This window comes from Serratia sp. MYb239 (assembly GCF_002966855.1).
GTDB classification, from domain to species: Bacteria; Pseudomonadota; Gammaproteobacteria; order Enterobacterales; family Enterobacteriaceae; genus Serratia_B; species Serratia_B rhizosphaerae.
Genome location: NZ_CP023268.1, coordinates 1,457,733 through 1,477,227, shown reverse-complemented (window position 1 = coordinate 1,477,227; position 19,495 = coordinate 1,457,733). Strand labels below are relative to the sequence as shown.

At 56.6% G+C, this 19,495-nt stretch carries 15 protein-coding genes; 7 read left to right on the top strand and 8 right to left on the bottom strand.

From position 1 onward, the window contains the following. The first annotated feature begins 28 nt into the window (after window positions 1–28). The 3 genes from CLM71_RS07090 to CLM71_RS07080 all read left to right on the top strand — a co-directional run bounded on the left by CLM71_RS07090 (window position 29) and on the right by CLM71_RS07080 (window position 3,563). A complete protein-coding gene (locus tag CLM71_RS07090) occupies window positions 29–733 on the top strand; it encodes a glutathione S-transferase N-terminal domain-containing protein (protein ID WP_105230378.1) in 705 nt (234 codons plus the stop codon). Between the two features lie 445 nt (window positions 734–1,178). Next, on the top strand, window positions 1,179–2,765 hold the full coding sequence (locus CLM71_RS07085) for a malate:quinone oxidoreductase (RefSeq protein ID WP_105230377.1): 1,587 nt from the start codon (window positions 1,179–1,181) through the stop codon (window positions 2,763–2,765). A 342-nt stretch (window positions 2,766–3,107) separates the two neighbouring features. Continuing rightward, on the top strand, window positions 3,108–3,563 hold the full coding sequence (locus CLM71_RS07080; RefSeq protein ID WP_105230376.1) for a helix-turn-helix domain-containing protein: 456 nt from the start codon (window positions 3,108–3,110) through the stop codon (window positions 3,561–3,563). An 88-nt stretch (window positions 3,564–3,651) separates the two neighbouring features. Here CLM71_RS07080 and CLM71_RS07075 read toward each other — a convergent pair whose 3' ends face one another. The 5 genes from CLM71_RS07075 to CLM71_RS07055 all read right to left on the bottom strand — a co-directional run bounded on the left by CLM71_RS07075 (window position 3,652) and on the right by CLM71_RS07055 (window position 9,180). After that, window positions 3,652–4,266, bottom strand: a complete 615-nt coding sequence (locus tag CLM71_RS07075) for a fimbrial protein (protein WP_105230375.1) — start codon at window positions 4,264–4,266, stop codon at window positions 3,652–3,654. A gap of 70 nt (window positions 4,267–4,336) precedes the next feature. Next, a complete protein-coding gene (locus CLM71_RS07070) occupies window positions 4,337–5,326 on the bottom strand; it encodes a fimbrial protein (protein WP_105230374.1) in 990 nt (329 codons plus the stop codon). Next, complete coding sequence (locus tag CLM71_RS07065) at window positions 5,317–7,812, bottom strand: fimbria/pilus outer membrane usher protein (protein ID WP_105230373.1); 2,496 nt, start codon at window positions 7,810–7,812, stop codon at window positions 5,317–5,319. The genes CLM71_RS07070 and CLM71_RS07065 overlap by 10 nt, the downstream gene beginning before the upstream one ends. An 11-nt stretch (window positions 7,813–7,823) precedes the next feature. Beyond that, complete coding sequence (locus CLM71_RS07060) at window positions 7,824–8,525, bottom strand: molecular chaperone (protein WP_105233244.1); 702 nt, start codon at window positions 8,523–8,525, stop codon at window positions 7,824–7,826. 58 nt (window positions 8,526–8,583) lie between these two features. Next, on the bottom strand, window positions 8,584–9,180 hold the full coding sequence (locus CLM71_RS07055; protein WP_105230372.1) for a fimbrial protein: 597 nt from the start codon (window positions 9,178–9,180) through the stop codon (window positions 8,584–8,586). 638 nt (window positions 9,181–9,818) lie between these two features. Between CLM71_RS07055 and CLM71_RS07050 the strand changes: the two genes are divergently transcribed. The 3 genes from CLM71_RS07050 to CLM71_RS07040 all read left to right on the top strand — a co-directional run bounded on the left by CLM71_RS07050 (window position 9,819) and on the right by CLM71_RS07040 (window position 13,027). Next, window positions 9,819–10,535, top strand: a complete 717-nt coding sequence (locus CLM71_RS07050; protein WP_105230371.1) for an EAL domain-containing protein — start codon at window positions 9,819–9,821, stop codon at window positions 10,533–10,535. Window positions 10,536–10,557: 22 nt separating this feature from the next. After that, entirely contained in the window at window positions 10,558–11,148 is a 591-nt protein-coding gene (locus tag CLM71_RS07045; RefSeq protein ID WP_105230370.1) for a LuxR family transcriptional regulator, read from the top strand. A gap of 256 nt (window positions 11,149–11,404) precedes the next feature. Then, window positions 11,405–13,027, top strand: a complete 1,623-nt coding sequence (locus tag CLM71_RS07040) for an FMN-binding glutamate synthase family protein (protein ID WP_105230369.1) — start codon at window positions 11,405–11,407, stop codon at window positions 13,025–13,027. 99 nt (window positions 13,028–13,126) lie between these two features. Here the strand turns inward: CLM71_RS07040 and betA are convergent, their stop codons facing one another. The 3 genes from betA to betI all read right to left on the bottom strand — a co-directional run bounded on the left by betA (window position 13,127) and on the right by betI (window position 17,045). Continuing rightward, a complete protein-coding gene (gene betA, locus CLM71_RS07035; RefSeq protein ID WP_105230368.1) occupies window positions 13,127–14,794 on the bottom strand; it encodes a choline dehydrogenase in 1,668 nt (555 codons plus the stop codon). 159 nt (window positions 14,795–14,953) lie between these two features. Continuing rightward, window positions 14,954–16,426 (bottom strand): betaine-aldehyde dehydrogenase, encoded by a 1,473-nt coding sequence (gene betB, locus CLM71_RS07030; RefSeq protein ID WP_105230367.1) that lies wholly within the window; start codon window positions 16,424–16,426, stop codon window positions 14,954–14,956. 22 nt (window positions 16,427–16,448) lie between these two features. Further along, the gene (gene betI, locus CLM71_RS07025; protein WP_105230366.1) at window positions 16,449–17,045 is read right to left on the bottom strand and encodes a transcriptional regulator BetI; all 597 of its coding nucleotides are present in this window, start codon (window positions 17,043–17,045) and stop codon (window positions 16,449–16,451) included. A 403-nt stretch (window positions 17,046–17,448) separates the two neighbouring features. On the opposite strand from betI, the gene CLM71_RS07015 reads away from it, so the two are divergent. After that, complete coding sequence (locus CLM71_RS07015) at window positions 17,449–19,488, top strand: choline transporter (protein WP_105230364.1); 2,040 nt, start codon at window positions 17,449–17,451, stop codon at window positions 19,486–19,488. The last annotated feature ends 7 nt before the right edge of the window (window positions 19,489–19,495 follow it).

The following is a 19,495-nucleotide window of genomic DNA, read 5'->3' as shown; positions in this document are numbered from 1 at the left end:
GTGCCCCCGTCTAACGTGAGGAGCCACTATGTTTGATGCCACCGAATTTCCCATCACCACCCGCTGGCCGGCGCAGCATCCGGAACGGCTACAGCTCTATTCCCTGCCGACGCCCAACGGCGTCAAAGTGTCGATCATGCTGGAAGAGACCGGCCTGCCTTATGAGGCGCATCTGATTGATATCAGCCAGAACGAAACCTGGACGCCGGAGTTTCTGTCATTGAACCCCAACGGCAAAATCCCGGCGATCCTCGATCCGGCCGGGCCGGACGGCAAACCGCTGGCGCTGTTCGAATCCGGCGCCATTTTGCTGTATCTGGCAGAGAAATGCGGTGAGTTCCTGCCGCAGGATCCGGTACAGCGCATTGAAACCATCCAGTGGGTATTCTTCCAGATGGCGGCGGTAGGGCCAATGTTCGGCCAGCTCGGCTTCTTCCACAAGTTCGCCGGACGCGAATATGAAGACAAACGCCCGCTGCAGCGCTATCAGAAGGAGTCGCAGCGCCTGCTCGGCGTGCTGAATGAGCGGCTGGAAAACCGCGAGTGGATCATGGGTGCAGATTACACCATCGCCGATATTTCCCTGCTCGGCTGGGTGCGCAACCTGATTGGCTTCTACGAAGCGCGCGAACTGGTGTCGTTCGACAGCTTCCCCCACGTCGGCGCCTGGCTGGAGCGCGGTCTGGAACGCCCGGCGGTGCAGCGCGGCCTGAACATCCCGGCGCGACCATAAGCCGTATCACCGGTCGCCTGCCCGGCGGCCGTTATCTTTTTGTTACCTGACGCGGCTGGCAATTAGACGCCGCATACGCTTCACCGCTTAATTTGCCGGCAAAGAGGGGATGCTTAGCCGGCAAATAATACAATTACTGCAAAACTTAAATTAAATTCGCATTAAACCTTATATTTTCTGTAAGTTTTGAAACTTTTTTTAGTTACAAAAGTAGTTTTTAACATTCCTGTAAAGAATAATACCCCGCCAGTAAACGTGAACCGCACATTTGCTCTTCAGCGTCGCTACGAATAAGCCACTTTTCGTTAAATACCCTGTTAACAAAAAGGGCTTATCGCTATTTACGCGCCGAGGACAATGCGCGTTTTCACGAATATCCAGGGTTATTACCGATAAATTCTTTCACCTGCAATGAGTAGAATTTACACAAAAGAGATTTAATTTAATGAGAAAATTACTCGTTCTGTTTTTCTGCGCCAACCTGTTCGGCCTTGGCCAGCAGGCCGTCGCCGCAGAAAATAAAAACGTCGACGTTATGCTGATCGGCGGCGGTATCATGAGCGCCACGCTGGGCACTTACCTGCATGAACTGGAGCCGGACTGGACCATCGATATGGTCGAGCGCATGAACTCCGTGGCGGAAGAGAGCTCCAACGGCTGGAACAACGCCGGCACCGGCCACTCCGCGTTCTGCGAAATGAACTACACCCCGGAAAAAGAAGACGGCACCATCGATATCAGCAAAGCGGTGACCGTTAACGAATCTTTCGAGATCTCCCGCCAGTTCTGGTCTTATCAGGTCAAAAATAACGTCCTGGGCAATCCGAAATCCTTTATCAACAGCGTGCCGCACATGAGCTTTGTCTGGGGAGACGATAACATCAACTTCCTGCGCAAACGCTACGCCGCGCTGCAGCACAGCACCCTGTTCCGCGGGATGGAGTACTCTGAAGACCCTGCGCAGATCAAACAGTGGGCGCCGCTGATGATGGAAGGCCGCGATCCGGCGCAGAAAATCGCCGCCACCCGCATGCCGCTGGGCACCGACGTTAACTTCGGCGTGATCACCCATCAGCTGGTGGACAGCCTGTCCAAAGACAAAAAATTCAACCTGAGCCTGGGCCATGAAGTACGCGATATCAAACGCAACCCGGACAACAGCTGGGCGGTGACCATCGCCGATCTGAACAACGGCGGTAAAGAAACCACCACCAACGCCAAGTTCGTGTTTATCGGCGCCGGCGGCGCGGCGCTGCACCTGCTGCAGAAGTCCGGCATTCCGGAAGCAGACGGCTACGGCGGCTTCCCGGTCGGCGGTCAGTTCCTGGTTACCAGCAACCCGGAAGTTGCCAATCAGCACCTGGCGAAGGCCTACGGCCTGGCCAGCGTCGGTTCCCCGCCAATGTCGGTACCGCACCTGGATACCCGTATGCTGGACGGCAAACGCGTGCTGCTGTTCGGACCGTTCGCTACCTTCTCCAGCAAATTCCTGAAAAACGGTTCGCTGTTTGATCTGATCGTTTCCATGAACAGCTCAAACCTGATGCCAATGACCCACGTCGGTCTGGATCACTTCGATCTGGTGAAATACCTGGTCGGTCAGCTGATGATGAACGACGACGATCGCTTTGCCGCGCTGAAAGAGTACTACCCGGACGCCAAGCAGGAAGACTGGAAACTGTGGACCGCCGGCCAGCGCGTACAGATCATCAAGAAAGATGCTGATAAAGGCGGCGTGCTGCAGTTCGGCACCGAAGTGGTCAGCTCGCAGGACGGCAGCATCGCCGCACTGCTGGGCGCGTCACCGGGCGCTTCCACCGCTGCGCCAATCATGCTGCACCTGATGGAAAAAGTGTTCAAAGACAAAGTGGCAACGCCGCAGTGGCAGGCCAAGCTGAAAGAGATCATCCCGTCCTACGGCCAAAAGCTGAACGGCAACGTGGAAATGACCAACAAGATCCGCAGCTACACCAGCAACACGCTGCAGCTGAACTATGTTGAAGTGAAACCGGAAGCTGCTGAAGCGCAGTAAACCTACGCGGCCGGCAACGGCCCCGCTCCGGTAACCGCACATGCCAGTCAGTCAACGCTGACTGGCATTTTTTATGCCGTATTATCTCGTCGGATTCGCGGGAATATTCAATGCCACCGGCAATCACTCATATCGCCTTGATATGCCCCTACCGCCAGCGGAGCATTTTTCGCTCCCCTGATTTACCAAGTTCCCTCTTGCGTAATGGATTTTGCCCGCCTATTATCAAAGCACAAACTTGGATAATTAGCCTGTTCATACCTGAAACACCGGTTTTACGTATGAATGGCGACGCCTTATCTCTTGAGATCTGAATGTCGTACCTGCGGGAGAATTTAAATAATGGATCGCGCCAATATCATTCACGACTTACTGGACTGGATTGAAACTCACCTGGACCAACCGCTGCTGCTGGATAACGTGGCGGCAAAATCGGGCTACTCCAAATGGCACCTGCAACGCATGTTCCGCAGCACCACCGGCCACGCCCTCGGCAGTTACATCCGCGAACGCCGGCTGTCGAAAGCCGCTCAGGCGCTGCGATCGACGCCGCGCCCGATCCTGGATATCGCCCTGCAATATCATTTTGATTCCCAACCCTCGTTTTCCCGTGCGTTCAAAAAACAGTTCGGCAAAACGCCGGCGGTTTACCGTCGCAGCGACTGGGGCAGCTTTGACGATGCGCCGCTGCCTGCCGCTGCGCAGCCGGCACAACATCAGGACTCGCCGGGGCTACAGCTGCTGTACGCCAAACAGTGCGTCGACGGCAAATGCAGCAACTGGATGGGGCAGCGCTAGCCTCACCCGCCGTATCCGCCGATAAAAAAGGGCGCCGTCATGATAACGGCGCCCTGATTGTTTGTGGCTTACGCGGCCGGACGATCAGTTAGTTATAGCGAATCTCATAGGTAGCGTAGCTATGAATCGGCCCGGAGGTGGTTTTTTTCGGCGCCTGCGTCACATAGCCGATGTAATAGGTAAAGGTGCCGACGTCCTTGGCGCCGATCTCCGGCTGCACGCTGTTCTGATCCGGATCGGCCGGAATAATTTTATTCGACTTGTCCAGGGTATCGTTACCGTTTACCGACAGGGCCAGCGCAATATTACTGGCGCCGTCGCTCAGGCTGTTCGCCAGATAGCCGGCGTCCTCATTCGCGCCCTGCAGCAGATTGCCTCCCACCCAGCTGACGCTGATGTTACGCAGATCGGCCTCCGAGAGCGTTTCCGCAGAGCCTTCCATAATCTGGCAGTTGCTCAGCTGAATGGTAAAAGACTTCGGCTTCAGATAAGCGCCGGCGCCACGGTTATGCACTTCCTGCAGCGAGACCGGCGCCAGATAAACGTTGGCGTCGCTGCCCTGGCCGTTGACCGAGACGGAGCAGGAGGTATCGGTGATTTTGCCCAGAAAATCCACCCGGCCCCCGTCGGCATTCGGCGTCGCAGCCTGTGCCAGCGCGCAATACCCCATTCCGGCAATCAGCAATGATACACAGCGTTTCATGATAGCGTTCCTTTATATACAGGGGCGCAGGCAGAGGCGCTGCGCCCGGACGGAGGCGAGTCCGTTTCCGTTAGTCGTAGGTCAGGTTAAACACCATATGGGCTTCAACCGCGCCGGAGGTAATCTTCGACAGGTACTGGTAAAAACGCGCGGTGTACGACAGGTCGATATACTGCATCTGGTTATTTGCCAGACGGCCGACGTTATACGCCTTTTTAAACTGCAGCGGGTTCATCCGGCTGTCCAGCACCTGCACGCCGACGCCCTGCGCCGCGCTGCTGTCGGTTCGCTCGTTTTTCAGCACCCCCTGGCTCAGCGCAGTGCCGGTCGCCAGGTTGCCGTCAAAGGTCATATTGACGTTGGCATAGCCGGCCACGCTGACGCCGCCGCTGCACTGCAGCTGAATCGGGAATTTTCGCCCGCCGGCAAAGGTGCCGACGCCGTTCAGGTCGCTGGTTTTAATCGCGCCGATATCCACGCTGAAGTTATTGCCGCCCATCACCGTACAGGACGGCGAAACGATGGTCAGCGCATTGGCGCTCAGGTAAGTTTCCAGAATCGGGTTGGAGCCGTATACATAGTCGTACGAGGTATATTTACCGCTGGCAACGCTGCCGCTGCCGGTTACCGCCGCGGTCTTGATCACCTGCAGAGTAAAGGTAGAACCCGCCAGGTAGTAACGCGTACCACGCCCGCCATCAAAGTTTTTCACCTCCGGATAGGTGAACTGGATCGACCCGCCGCGGCGGAAACGCAGCCCGATGCCCGGCACGTTGGTGGAATATACCTTGTTGCCCAGATCCTGCACGCCGGTGGCGACAATTCTGGCGGAAAAGTCGTTGCGGCCGGTGCAGTAGTAGTTGATGCCGCTCTGGCTCATGGTCCAGCTCTTTTCATACAGCACCGAGCCAATCGGCGCGTTCGGGTCCACCACCACACGGCCGACCACCATATCCAGCTGCACGGTCGGCGTATTGTAGCGGGTACAGGCGGCATAGGCCTGCCCGGCGGCCAGAGCGGCAATCACCACCAGCCAACGACAGAGATTTTTTACTGACATACCGCATCCTTAGTTGAGGCCGGGTTCAGGGCGATAGTGCACCGACCGTTGCTCCAGGTGATTACCGCCTGCTTCGCGGTGTCCGAGGAGATAAACAGCGTGCTGCCCTGGCCCACGACGCCAATATATTTACCGTTTTCGTCCACGATATCCGCACCGAACGGCAGCGGTTCGCCATTGCTCTGCCGCGCGCGGAAGTTCAGGTTCTTCTCAACGGTGGTGTTGAATTTCACCTTCACGATGCTGCCCTCATACGGCACCACCTGCGCAACGGTCTTCTCAAAGTTGATGTCTTCCGAGCTGCCTTTCGGGTTAATTTCCACCGCATTGATACGGTACGGCCGCAGATAAGGCAGCACCGCATAGCCGTTGCCGTCCACCCGGGTGCCCGGCGAGCCGGGCAGCATCGCGCCCTTGGCGTCTTTGGCTTCGATCAGCGCCATGGTGGTGCCGGTTTCCGGCGACAGCGTCACCCCGCCGCCGTGGGCAATCAGTGAGCCGCTGGCGCCCAGGCCGCTCTGACGATAGCCTTCGCCCTGGCTGTAGCTGGCGGTCAGCGTCGAATAAGGCGCGCGATAGCTGCCGTTCAGGCCGACGTTGTGGTCGCCGCCGCGCGCCACCGAGGTGGTCACGCCGTAGCTCAGGTTGTTCTCTTCACCGAAGGAGCCGTTCAGACCCACCTGCGAGTTGCCGAAGTGCGAATTGTTGAAGACGGTGTTCGAATTCAGGTTCGCCCGGCGGTTTTCGCCGAAGTACAGCGGATAGCTGAAGTTAAGCGAAATGCGATCGTCTTTGTTGTTGCCGCCGTTATTGGCCGAGTAGACACGCTGCACGCCGACGTTATACGTCATGCGGCCCCACATGTTGTTGTAGCTCAGCTGATACTGCTTCTCGGTGCCGCTGCGGTTCCAGTAGTCGGCAATCCGCCCGGTAAAGTAGAAGCCGCCCCAGCCTTCCGGCAGATCCTGGTTGACGGTATAGCTGAAGCCGTTTTTCTCCCGCCAGATTTCGCGGTTATTACCGCTCTTCTCCCTGTCGATGGTGTACAGCGCATCGCTCAGGTTGTAATAATCCTTGGTGGAGTAGCGGTACGCCGCCAGTACGATGCTGGTCTGCGTGCTGGAGAACATGCGGTTAAAACTCAGGCGGAAGCTCTGGCCGGTTTTATCTTCATCTTTCAGCTTCAGGCGCGACTGCGTCATATCCAGCGACAGCGCGCCGATACCGGTATTGATACCGCTGCCCAGCAGCACCGACTGATAGTCGTTAAAACCGCTGACGCCGAAATAGCCGGTGAACAGGTTATTCACGCCATATTGATAGGTGCCCTGCACAATCGCCGGCTTATTACGCAGGTCATCGGCGTCGGCCTTACCGACGGCGAAGGTATAGCGCATCATGCCCGGACGCAGCAGTTGGGTAACGGACGAGTAAGGCACGTTAAAGTGCTGCTCGGAGCCATCGGCCTCTTTGATCGTCACTTCCAGATCGTTGCCATAGCCGGACGGATACACATCGTTGATGTTAAACGGCCCGGGCGGCACCGAGGTCTGATAAATGATATTGCCGCTCTGGCGCACGGTGACCAGGGCGTTGCTTTGCGCCACGCCGCGAATCTCTGGCGCATAGGAGCGCATGCCGTCCGGGAACATGTTGTCGTCGGTCGCCAGGTTCACCCCGCGCAGCCCCACGCTGTCGAAGAACTCACCGTTGGTAAAGAACTGGCCGCCGGTAAAGATCGACTTCATCTGCGGGATCGGCCGCTGCAGGTAGGTCTGGTTGGAGTTCCAGCGCGTGCTGCCCCGCTGCTGCTGCCAATCCAGGTTGCCGATGTGTTTCAGCAGCCAGCCGTCATAGGAGAAACCCGCATTGATGCCCAGATAAGCGCTGGAGTCATCTGAACCCTGCGCGGAAGAGACATGGTTGTTGTAGTAGTTGGCGGTATAGGCCAGATTCAGCGCCGGGACGCCTTCGTCCCAGAACTCCGGCGCTACATAACCTTTGTACATGCGGTTTTCATAGATCTGCGGCACCGACAGATCCAGACGCAGCGAAGACTGGTTAAAGTTGTCTTTCAGGTTGTCATCCTGGCGCCACTCGCTCAGGCGGCCGCAAAACTCAGGATTTTTGCTCAGCGCCTCATTGAGTTTCTCCACCGCCACGCCAAACTGCGACAGCATTTTGGCGGTGTAGCAGACGCCCAGTTTGGACTGTTTATCGCGGGTGATCTGCAGGTCATAACGCCCGCGCCACTCATCGTTGGTGTAGACATCGACGGAATAGGTTCCCTCGCTGATCGCTACGGTGCTAAAGCGCGTCAGGTCGACCTTCTCCTTGCTGCCGACGATAAAGCCATCGTTAAATTGATACAGCGGCTGTTGATTTTCCTGCGGCTCCGCCGCGCCGGCCGGAGAAATACAAGCCGAAACCACGATCGTCACAGAGAGCTTGCAACCCAATGCTTTTATCGGCACCCACTGTTTCATTTGAAATATCCCTATTTTACCGCGAGTTTAATGGCAACGTCTGAGCCGTAATCATTGATATTGTTAATAACCAGAGTTTCGCCCGCTTTGAACGCCGTCTTGGTGTTCAGCGTTCCGCTGCTTTGCGGCGCCAGCATCAGAGTGCGTTCGTTCAGCGCCGTTTTGCCATCGCGTGAAACCTTGGTCACGGTGATATAAAACGGCGTCGGATTATTCAGCGTCAGGCTATTACCCGCCGCCTTCAGCACCAGCTGCTGCGGCGCGGCGTCGCGATTGCCCAACCCGCTCGGACGATAGAAGAATTTAAAGCGTGAGCGAATCGCCAGCTGCAGTACGTTCTGCCCTTCCTGCTGGCGCTCGGTATTGCTTGGCGGGATCTCCAGAATATTCAGCCACCACAGGCTCTCTTTATTCGTCGCCAGGCCAGATTTATTCGCCAGCTTAATACGCAGGGTCTGACCGCTTTTCGCATCCACACGGGAAATTGGCGGCGTAATTAAAAAAGGCGTCACGATAGTATCCGGCGTGGCATTCGCGTCGCCATTATCCAGCCAGGCCTGCGCCAGCGCCGGTCGATCAGCTGAGTTGGACAGCTGCACCGTTATTTCTCTTTCATTTCCCGGATAAATAAAGCGCGTGCCGTTAGCGATAATATTGTTGGCGGAAGCAGAGAAACTGAAAATGAAACAGAAAAAAAGGGCAATAAATTTCATCATAACCTCAGAAATGAAAGCGGCAGACGCGCTGCCGCTTTTGTTCAGCAAAAGATTATTACTGATAGGTAATTTCGTAAGTCGCGTAGCTGTTGACCACACCGCTGGTTACGGTGTCTGGGGTCGCAGTAGCGTAGCCTACGTAGTAGGTGAAGCGCTTGCCGCCGTCCAGGTCAGCAACGCTGGTCGCTGCTTTCTGGTTGGCATCGCCTGGGATGATTTTGTTGGTCAGGTTTTTCGCATCGTCAGCAGACAGCACCAGTTGGATGTTCTGCGCACCGGTACCTTCGGTGTTGGCCAGGTAGCCTGCGGTGGTGCCGCTTGCGCCGGTCAGCAGGTTACCGCCGGTCCAGTTAACGCCCAGTTTGTCAGCGCTGACTTCGGTATCGGCCGCCTGGCAGTTGGTAACGTCAATGGTGAAAGACTTAGGTTTCAGGTAAGTGTTGGCACCTGAGTTTTTCACTTCGCTCAGGCTTACCGGCGACAGGTAAACGCTGGCGTCGCTGCCTTGACCGTTAACAGAAACAGTACAAGATACGTCGGTTACTTTACCGTAGAAGTCAACCTGACCGCCGCCAACATTTTCGGATGCAGCGTGTGCGGCAGACATTCCCAGAAAAGCGGTCGCTACTGCGGAGAGTAATACTTTGTTCATTGTAATATCCTATGTCGGAATTTATCGAAAATGATTGATATAGTCGTTAGTCCGCACAGAAGATTAAGGAATACAATCTTGCCGTCCCGTCACTATGCGTTAACTAAAATGGAAATGCTGACTGTCACCCAGGCAATACATTAAATATCCATATTTGCAGGCAATATTTGTCACTACCTATAGGTAGAATTCCGAAGTTATAAACGACAGAATCACGAGGAATAGATTTAATTCCGCCGTAACATGTTCCATTTCGGAAGTATCCTAGTCTCACCACCCCAATAAATTAAAATCGTTTATAACATTCATAAATGCCTCCTTGATAGGAAAAATCTATCAACGATTACCCATCGATCGATATTGACGATTCTAAAAGATAGGAATAGTCTGTATTTTACACGGGAGATAAACAAAACTAACGGCAAGTTAACGTTAAATCAGTGCATTACGGCAGAGCGATGAGTGCAACTTTTCTGATTTTAAAAGAGAAGTGAAAATCAGGCATGTATTTTGACACCCACTTCACCAAAGAAAAGGCAAAGGCGGTTATAAATAAGAATCTTACCAATAAAACCTGCCAAATAAATTATTAACCAGTTAAAAAACAATGAACTGTAATTCAATCCAAGGATTGGTAAATGAGCACTTCTTTTATAGAGAGAAATAACGGTATCTATTTTACCTTTCAGCCGATGTTCACCAGAACGGGGCAGTTGATCGCCGTTGAATGCCTGTCGCGTTTTACCCTGGACAGCGTATTCGCTCATTGCTCGCCGGAGCAGTTCTTCAAAAGCGCGGACGGCCTGACCCGCATCGAAATCCTGCAAGAGCAGGTCGAACTGATAGAGAAATATCAGGCCTGGTTCAATCAACATCAGGTGATTGTCACGCTAAATGTTGACGATCACTCACTGGCTTCATTAGCCAGCAGCCAGTTTGCAGAAAGAATAAAGTCCATACGTTGCATCCATTTTGAAATCAGCGAAAGCGCGACGCGCCTGGTAAAAGATCGCGTCCACCTCGATCCGACGCTGGAGGGATATTCGTTTTGGCTTGATGATTTTGGTTCCGGCTACGCGGGCTTTTCCGCACTTTATAACAGCCGTTTCCGTTTCGTTAAACTCGACCGCTTCCTGTTGTGGAATTTTATGCAACGGCCCGGCGGCGAAGGTTTAATGCGCGCATTACTGCGTTTTTTTTACCTGAATAATTATAAGGTCATTATCGAAGGTGTGGAAACGCCCGACCATAAAAGGTGGTTGAACGAAATGCCCTATTACGCACTGCAAGGAAAGCTGTGGAAGGAGTCCGACATCAGGGACTTAAATTCGCTTCTGACAGCTGAATACTTCTAACTTATTGTTGGGGTCAGCCCTTATGCCTAAAAATAATGTCCTTGTCATTAGTGAGTGTAAATACAGCTACGTCGGCCTGTCCGTGCTGTTGAAAAAACATTACGGCCAATATGATATCCGCCTGTTTTCCGACTTTATGCACGGCGGCGCCAAGGCGGAGAAGATCGTCAAACATGACATCGCGCTGATCTTTACCTCGCAGAACCTGGAGCAGAGCGTCAATGTTATCGAGAGCCTGGTCGCCATGCACAACGGTTATCGCAGCAATACCCGCATTGTGGTGTTCTACGACGATGAACGGGTGGTCAATCTGCTGTCGGTGCTGGGGATCACGGTCGAACTGATCTCCGCGCGCATGCCGCTTTATTCGCTGCAAGAAAAATTGCAGCAGCTGTTCGACAGCCCGATGGCCGGCGGCATCCGGGTGCAGAAAACCCGTGAGCTCAGCCCGGCGGAAAGCGACGTGCTGTTTAACCTGCTGCGCGGCGACAGCCTGTTGTGTATCGCGCAAAAGCGCGGCACGCATCCAAAAACCATCTTTTCTCAGAAATACAGCGCCATGCGCAAGCTGCGCCTGCGCAGCATGAGCAGCATTTTTGTTGCGGCCAAATAATCTGAAGGGGCGTCTTCGCGCCCCCTTCCTTCTTACCCGCCTGCCAAGCATGCGGATCGATGCCTTCTCCAACGCCACCGATTAAGTTAAATTAATGTAACAACAAGTAAACAAGCAGTAACAGCCACATCCTGTCGCCGCAATTTGGTTACTCTTCCACCACGGGATTTCCCGCTGGCATGATGGCGTTTTTCGCTTTCTTCGCCGCTTCTATCAGCATTGTCGTCTGGATTAAAAATAAACATCAGGAGATGTTATGAAATCATCCTTATTCAGCCGTTATACCTGCTTTATGCTGAGCATTATCTTGGCGCTGGCCTTCTTCTTTATGGCCCTGGAACAGCCCTGGTTCTGGCTGCCCGCCCTGGCGTTTATCGCCCTGACCGCGCTGGGCCTGTATGACCTCAGCCAGCAGCGCCACGCCATCTGCCGTAACTACCCGATTATCGGCCGGCTGCGTTTCTTCTTCGAATTTGTCCGCCCTGAACTGCGCCAGTATCTGCTGGAAGAAGATGACGAGCAGATCCCCTTTTCACGCACCCAGCGTTCGCTAGTCTACCGCCGGGCGAAAAACCAGATGGGGGATAAACCCTTTGGCACCATTATCGACGTGTATAAAACCGGCTATGAGTGCATCGGTCACTCCATGTGCCCGGTGCCGGTCGCCGATCCCACCAGCTACCGCATCACCATCGGCGGCCCGGACTGCACCCAGCCCTATTCGGCCTCCATCTTCAACATCTCCGCCATGAGCTTCGGCGCGCTGTCTGCCAACGCTATCCGCGCACTAAACCTCGGGGCGGCCAAAGGCAACTTTTACCACGACACCGGCGAAGGCAGCATCAGCCGTTATCACCGGGAACACGGCGGCGATCTGGTCTGGGAACTGGGCAGCGGCTATTTCGGCTGCCGCACCGCCGACGGACACTTCGATCCGCAGCGCTTCGCCGAACAGGCCGCCAGCCCGCAGGTGCGCATGATTGAAATCAAGCTCAGCCAGGGCGCCAAGCCGGGCCACGGCGGCATTCTGCCGGCGAAAAAGGTTGATGCGGAGATCGCCGCTACCCGCGGCGTGCCTGAAGGGCAGGACTGCATTTCCCCCTCTTCGCACAGCGCCTTCCGAACGCCGATCGAAATGATGCACTTTATCCAGCAGCTGCGGCAGCTCTCCGGCGGCAAACCGGTCGGCTTTAAACTGTGCATCGGCCACCCGTGGGAGTTCGTCGCCATTGTCAAAGCGATGCTGCACACCGGCATTCTGCCGGACTTTATCGTGGTTGACGGCAAAGAGGGCGGCACCGGCGCCGCGCCGCTGGAACTGTCCAACTATATGGGCATGCCGCTGCGCGAAGGGCTGCTGTTCGTGCACAACACGCTGGTTGGCTGCGGCCTGCGCGACAGCATCAGGATCGGCGCCAGCGGTAAAATCATCAGCGCCTTTGATATCGCCAGCGTGATGGCGCTCGGCGCCGACTGGGTGAACTCGGCGCGCGGCTTTATGTTCGCCGTCGGCTGTATCCAGTCGCAAAGCTGCCACACCAACCACTGCCCGACCGGCGTCGCCACGCAGGATCCGCTGCGGCAGAAAGCGCTGGTGGTGCCGAATAAAGCGGAGCGGGTGTACCACTTCCACCAGAATACGGTGAAGGCGCTGGCCGAAATGCTGGCGGCGGCGGGCGTCAGCCGTCCGGAACAGCTAACGTCGCACCATATGCTGCGCCGCATCACCCCGACGGAAATCAAGGTCTACGCCGATATCTACTACTATCTGGAACCGGGCGCGCTGCTGGAAAAAGAGATTAAAAGTGAGTTTTACGCCCGCATGTGGCGTATGGCAACGCCAAGCAGCTTCGACCAGGCGGTCGCCCTGTCGGCTTAACGTATCGGTGATGCCCCGGGTAAAACGGGGAAATAACCCCGGTGCAGGACGCGCCGGGGGAATATTCCCTCCTCGCCGGGCGGCGAAGAGGGAAATTGATTACTGCTTGCGCACCGGCGCGTCGCCGGCAACGTAGTAATCCGCCGTGCTGCGCGGCAGCGGCGTGCGCTGACGGATACGGTCGGCGATTTTCTCGGCGATCATAATGGTGGTGGCGTTCAGGTTGCCGGTAATGATCTGCGGCATAATGGAGGCATCCACCACGCGCAGCCCTTCCATACCGTGCACCCGACCCTGGCCGTCTACCACCGCCATCTCATCTTCGCCCATTTTGCACGAGCAGGACGGGTGGAAGGCGGTTTCTGCATGTTCACGCACGAAGGCGTCCAGCTGTTCGTCGGTCTGCACCTCCGGCCCCGGGCTGATCTCCCGGCCGCGATACTCATCCAGCGCCGGCTGCGCCATAATTTCGCGCGTGATGCGGATCGCATCGCGGAACTCCTGCCAGTCCTGTTCGGTCGCCATATAGTTGAACAGAATGCTCGGATGCTGGCGCGGATCTTTCGATTTCACCTGCACCCGGCCGCGGCTCGGCGAACGCATGGAACCGACGTGCGCCTGGAAACCGTGTTCTTTCACCGCGTTGCTGCCGTTGTAGTTAATCGCTACCGGCAGGAAATGGTACTGAATATTCGGCCAGTCAAACTCTTTGCGGCTGCGGATAAAACCGCCGGCCTCAAACTGGTTGCTGGCGCCGACGCCGGTGCCGTTGAACAGCCATTCCGCACCGATTTTCGGCTGGTTGAACCATTGCAGCGCCGGATACAGCGATACCGGTTTCTTACAGGCGTACTGCAGATACATCTCCAGGTGATCCTGCAGATTCTCGCCGACGCCCGGCAGATCGTGCACCACATCAATATCCAGCTGCTTCAGCAATGCCGCCGGGCCTACGCCGGAGCGCTGCAGAATTTGCGGCGAGGCAATAGCGCCGGCGCACAGCAGCACTTCTTTGCGCGCACGCGCCGTATGCAGTTCATTGCCGTCGCCCTTCAGGTAGCTGACGCCCACCGCACGCTTGCCGGCAAAATCGATATGATCGGTCAGCGCATGGGTAACGATGGTCAGATTCGGCCGCGGGCGCGCCTGGTCCAGATAACCACGCGCGGTGCTGGCGCGGCGGCCTTTCGGCGTGACGGTGCGGTCCATCGGCCCGAAGCCTTCCTGCTGATAGCCATTCAGGTCGTCGGTGCGCGGATAGCCGGCCTGTACGCCCGCTTCGATCATCGCGTGGAACAGTTCATTATTGCCGGCCTTCGGCGTGGCAACGCTGACCGGGCCGTCGCCGCCGTGGTAGTCGTTCGGCCCGATATCGCGGGTTTCCGCCTTGCGGAAGTACGGCAGGCAGTCCAGGTAGCTCCAGTCTTCCAGACCCGGCGCTTTCGCCCAGTTGTCAAAATCCATCGCATTGCCGCGAATGTAGCACATGCCGTTAATCAGCGAGGAGCCGCCCAGCCCTTTGCCGCGCCCACACTCCATGCGGCGGTTGTTCATGTGCGGTTCAGGATCGGTTTCATACGCCCAGTTATAACGGCGGCCCTGTAACGGAAAGGCCAGCGCCGCGGGCATCTGCGTACGAAAATCCATCCGGTAATCCGGGCCGCCGGCTTCCAGCAGCAGGACGCTCACGTCGGCGTCTTCGGTTAAACGGGTGGCTAATACGTTACCGGCGGAACCGGCCCCGATAATGATGTAATCGTATTCCATCAATTATCTCCTTTCATTGATATAGCTGAGTGATGCAAACGGCCTGCAGGCCCGCATACTGTGCAGTCAAAATAGCGTTGCTTGACGTAAAAAGACGGGCATAGCCCGGGTATTCAGGCTGCGGCGAACGGCGCCGCAGCCTGAATGCGACGGTGGGGATCAGAACACGGAACCGAAGTCGCCCAGTTCAACCTGCACCGATTTGATTTGCGTGTAGTGCTCCAGCGTGGTCAGGCCGTTTTCACGACCGACGCCGGAGTGTTTGTAACCGCCGACCGGCATTTCGGCCGGTGACTCACCCCAGGTGTTGATCCAGCAGATGCCGGCTTCCAACTGGTGAATCACCCGGTGGGCGCGCGCCAGATCGCGGGTCACCAGACCGGCCGCCAGACCGTAGGTGGTGTCGTTGGCGCGTTTGATCACTTCCTCTTCACTGTCGTAGCTGAGGATGCTCATCACCGGCCCGAAGATCTCTTCGCGCACAATTTCCATCTCGTCGCTGCAGTCGGTAAACACCGTCGGCGCCACGTAAGCGCCCTTGCCGAACTCGCCGTCGGTTACGCGTTCGCCGCCGCACAGCAGGCGCGCGCCGCTGTTCTTGCCGCTTTCAATAAAGCTCAGCACGGATTCCATATGCGGGAAGCTGACCAGCGGGCCGAAGTTGGTCGCCGGGTCGGTTGGGTCGCCCAGGCGAATACGCTGCACGCGCTCCAGGATTTTGCTTTCAAACTGGGATTTCAGCGCCGCCGGCACAAAGACGCGCGTGCCGTTAGTGCACACCTGGCCGGAGCTGTAGAAGTTGGCCATCATGGCGATATCCGCCGCGCGATCCAGGTCGGCGTCGTCAAACACGATCAGCGGCGATTTACCGCCCAGTTCCATGGTGACTTCTTTCAGCGTCGAGCTGGAAGCGTTGGCCATCACCTTCTTGCCGGTTTTTACGCCGCCGGTGAAGGACACTTTGGCGATGCCCGGATGGTCGGTCAGGTACTGGCCCACTTCCGCGCCGCTGCCGGTCACCACGTTGAACACGCCGTCCGGCAGGCCGGCTTCGGTGTAGATTTCCGCCAGCTTCAGCGCCGTCAGCGAAGTGACTTCGCTCGGTTTGAAGATCATCGCGTTACCAGCGGCCAGCGCCGGCGCCGATTTCCACAGGGCGATCTGGATCGGATAGTTCCAGGCGCCGATGCCGGCAACCACGCCCAGCGGTTCGCGGCGGGTGTAAACAAATGAGGAGTCGCGCAGCGGGATCTGCTGGCCTTCGATCGCCGGGATCAGGCCGGCGTAATACTCCAGCACGTCGGCGCCGGTGACAATATCCACCGCGGTGGTTTCCGACAGCGCCTTCCCGGTATCGAGGGTTTCCAGCGCCGCCAGTTCGTCATTGCGCTCACGCAGGATATCCACCGCACGGCGCAGAATGCGCGAACGCTCCATCGCCGTCATCGCCGCCCACACCTGCTGTCCGCTGGCTGCACTCGCCACCGCCCGGTTGACGTCTTCAGCGCTGGCGGCCTGAACTTCGGCGATCGTTTCGCCGTTGGCCGGGTTGACTGCGTTGAAAGTTTTACCCTCGGTACTGTCTACATAGGCACCATGAATATAGAGCTTCTGTAAGCCAAAACGGGACATAGGTTCTCCTTTATTGCTGTCCTCAGGGCGGCGTATGCCCCCGGAGCTGAAACATAATGTATTCGCTGGTCAGCGCGATGGCCTTGGCCTGATTAAACTCGCTGCCGCGCAGCGCAGCGCGCAGCCACAGGCCGTCAATCAGTGCCGCCAGCCCTTTTGCCGCCAGCCGCGCCTGCGCTTTGGGCAGCGCGCGCTGAAATTCGGCGCTCAGATTGGAATACAGCCGGCGTCCGTTAACCTGCTGCAACCGGTTGAGCTGCGGCTGATGCAGACTGCTGGCCCAAAAAGCCAGCCAGGTTTTCATCGCCGCGCTGTTGATCTGGCTGTCGTCAAAGTTGCCGGCGACAATCGCCTGCAGACGCGCAGCCGGACTCTGGTCTGTCTGTGCCTGTAATCGCCGCCTGACTGCCTCGCCCAGATGGCTGATCAAATAGCGCATCGTCGCTTCCAGCAGGCCGTTCTTATCCTTGAAGTAATGACTGATAATGCCGTTCGACACGCCGGCCCGACGCGCAATCTGCGCGATAGTGGCATCATGCATTCCGACATCGTTTACTGCGGCCAACGTGGCATCAATCAACTGCTGCCTTCGTATCGGCTGCATTCCTACTTTTGGCATGGCTCCGACTCTCAAAACAGGTCTTCTGTAAGACGGCGTTTCCTGCCCAAGTATGGCAGTTTTTAGCAAAAATTAAGAAACGTCGCCTGACTATTAAACTTTTTTTTGATTGAACGTTCAATAAAAATTGCATATATTTTATTACCGCTTGGTTACTAAAGTGTAATATTCGGTTGTGGAACTGGCTGATTTTTGTGAGGTATTTAACAAACCTGACCAAAATCAGTGGCTGTAAGCGGTTCCCGCCGCGCAGTGTTTTTTGCTGCGCTAAAGAGTTGCGGCGGTAATTTTTAGAAAGCAAAGGTAATGATTGCCGTCGGGCTGTCTGCCGTATTTCGCCGGAGGTGAACGCCGCCGACGAAAGGCTCGATTCTACTCAGTTGTTAAACACCAGAGGAAGACGATGACAACACACGACACCTCCTCAAAACCGCAGCAGGACAGACTGAACCCTGTGGTTTTCTTCGTCTCGGCGGGGCTGATCCTGGCCTTCTCGCTGATGACGATTTTCTTCACTGATTTATCCGGAACCTGGCTTACCCGCACCCTGAACTGGGTGTCCAAAACCTTCGGCTGGTATTACCTGCTGGCCGCCACCCTGTATATCGTATTCGTGGTATGTATCGCCGCCTCGCGTTTTGGTTCGATCAAGCTCGGGCCGGAACAGTCCAAACCTGAATTCAGCCTGATGAGCTGGGCGGCGATGCTGTTCGCCGCCGGTATCGGCATCGACCTGATGTTCTTCTCGGTCGCCGAACCGGTCACGCAATATATGATGCCGCCGGAAGGCCAGGGCCAGACGCTGGAAGCCGCACGGCAGGCGATGGTCTGGACGCTGTTCCACTACGGGCTGACCGGCTGGGCGATGTACGCCCTGATGGGGATTGCGCTCGGCTACTTCAGCTACCGCTATAACCTGCCGCTGACCATCCGCTCGGCGCTGTACCCGATCTTCGGCAAGCGCATCAACGGCCCGATCGGCCACAGCGTGGATATCGCCGCGGTGGTCGGCACCATCTTCGGTATCGCCACCACCCTCGGCATCGGCGTGGTGCAGCTGAACTACGGGCTGAAAGTGCTGTTTGACCTGCCGGAAAACCTGACGGTGCAAAGCGCGCTGATCCTGCTGTCGGTAGTGATGGCGACCATCTCGGTGACCTCCGGGGTGAATAAAGGCATCCGCATCCTGTCGGAGCTGAACGTCTGGCTGGCGGTCGGCCTGATGGCGTTCGTGCTGTTCTTCGGCGACACCGAGTTCCTGCTCAACGCGCTGGTGCTCAACGTCGGCGATTACATCAACCGCTTTATGGGCATGACGCTCAACAGCTTCGCCTTTGACCGCCCGGTAGAGTGGATGAACAACTGGACGCTGTTCTTCTGGGCCTGGTGGGTTGCCTGGTCGCCGTTTGTCGGCCTGTTCCTGGCGCGTATTTCCCGCGGCCGCACCATCCGCCAGTTTGTGGTCGGTACGCTGATCATCCCGTTCGTGTTTACCCTGCTGTGGCTGTCGATCTTCGGCAACAGCGCGCTGTACCAGATTATCCACGGCAACACCGCGTTCGCTCAGGAAGTGATGCAGTACCCGGCGCACGGCTTCTACAGCCTGCTGGCCCAGTACCCGGCCTTCACCTTCAGCGCCTCGGTCGCCACCATCACCGGCCTGCTGTTTTACGTTACCTCGGCGGACTCCGGCTCGCTGGTGCTCGGTAACTTCACCTCACGGCTGAGCGATATCAATAACGATGCGCCGAACTGGCTGCGTATCTTCTGGTCAGTCACCATCGGCCTGCTGACCATCGGCATGCTGATGACCAACGGCGTCTCCGCGCTGCAGAACGCCACGGTGATTATGGGGCTGCCGTTCAGCTTTGTGATCTTCTTCGTGATGGCCGGGCTGTATAAATCGCTGAAGGTTGAGGATTACCGCAAGGCCGGTGCGCTGAGCACCTCGGCGCCGACGCCGGCCTCCAGCAATGAAGTGCTGAACTGGAAACAACGTCTGTCGCGCGTGATGAACTATCCGGGCACCAAGTACACGCAGAAAATGCTGGATCGCGTCTGCCTCCCGGCGATGCAGGAAGTGGCGCGTGAGCTGGAGCTGCGCGGCGCAAAAGTGGAGTTCAACGAAGTGCCGCCGATGGAAGAAGAGCGCCTGCCGCACCTGGAGCTGCTGGTGCATCTGGGGGAAGAGCAAAACTTTATCTACCAGATCTGGCCGCAGCGCTATTCGGTACCGGGCTTCACCTATCGCGCTCGTTCCGGCAAGTCGCACTACTACCGTCTGGAAACCTTCCTGATGGAAGGCACCCAGGGCAACGACCTGATGGACTACAGCAAAGAACAGGTGATTGGCGATATTCTCGACCAGTACGAAAAACACCTGAACTTCCTGCATATTCACCGTGAAGCACCGGGCAATACCCTGACCTTCCCGGATATGTAACGCCGCC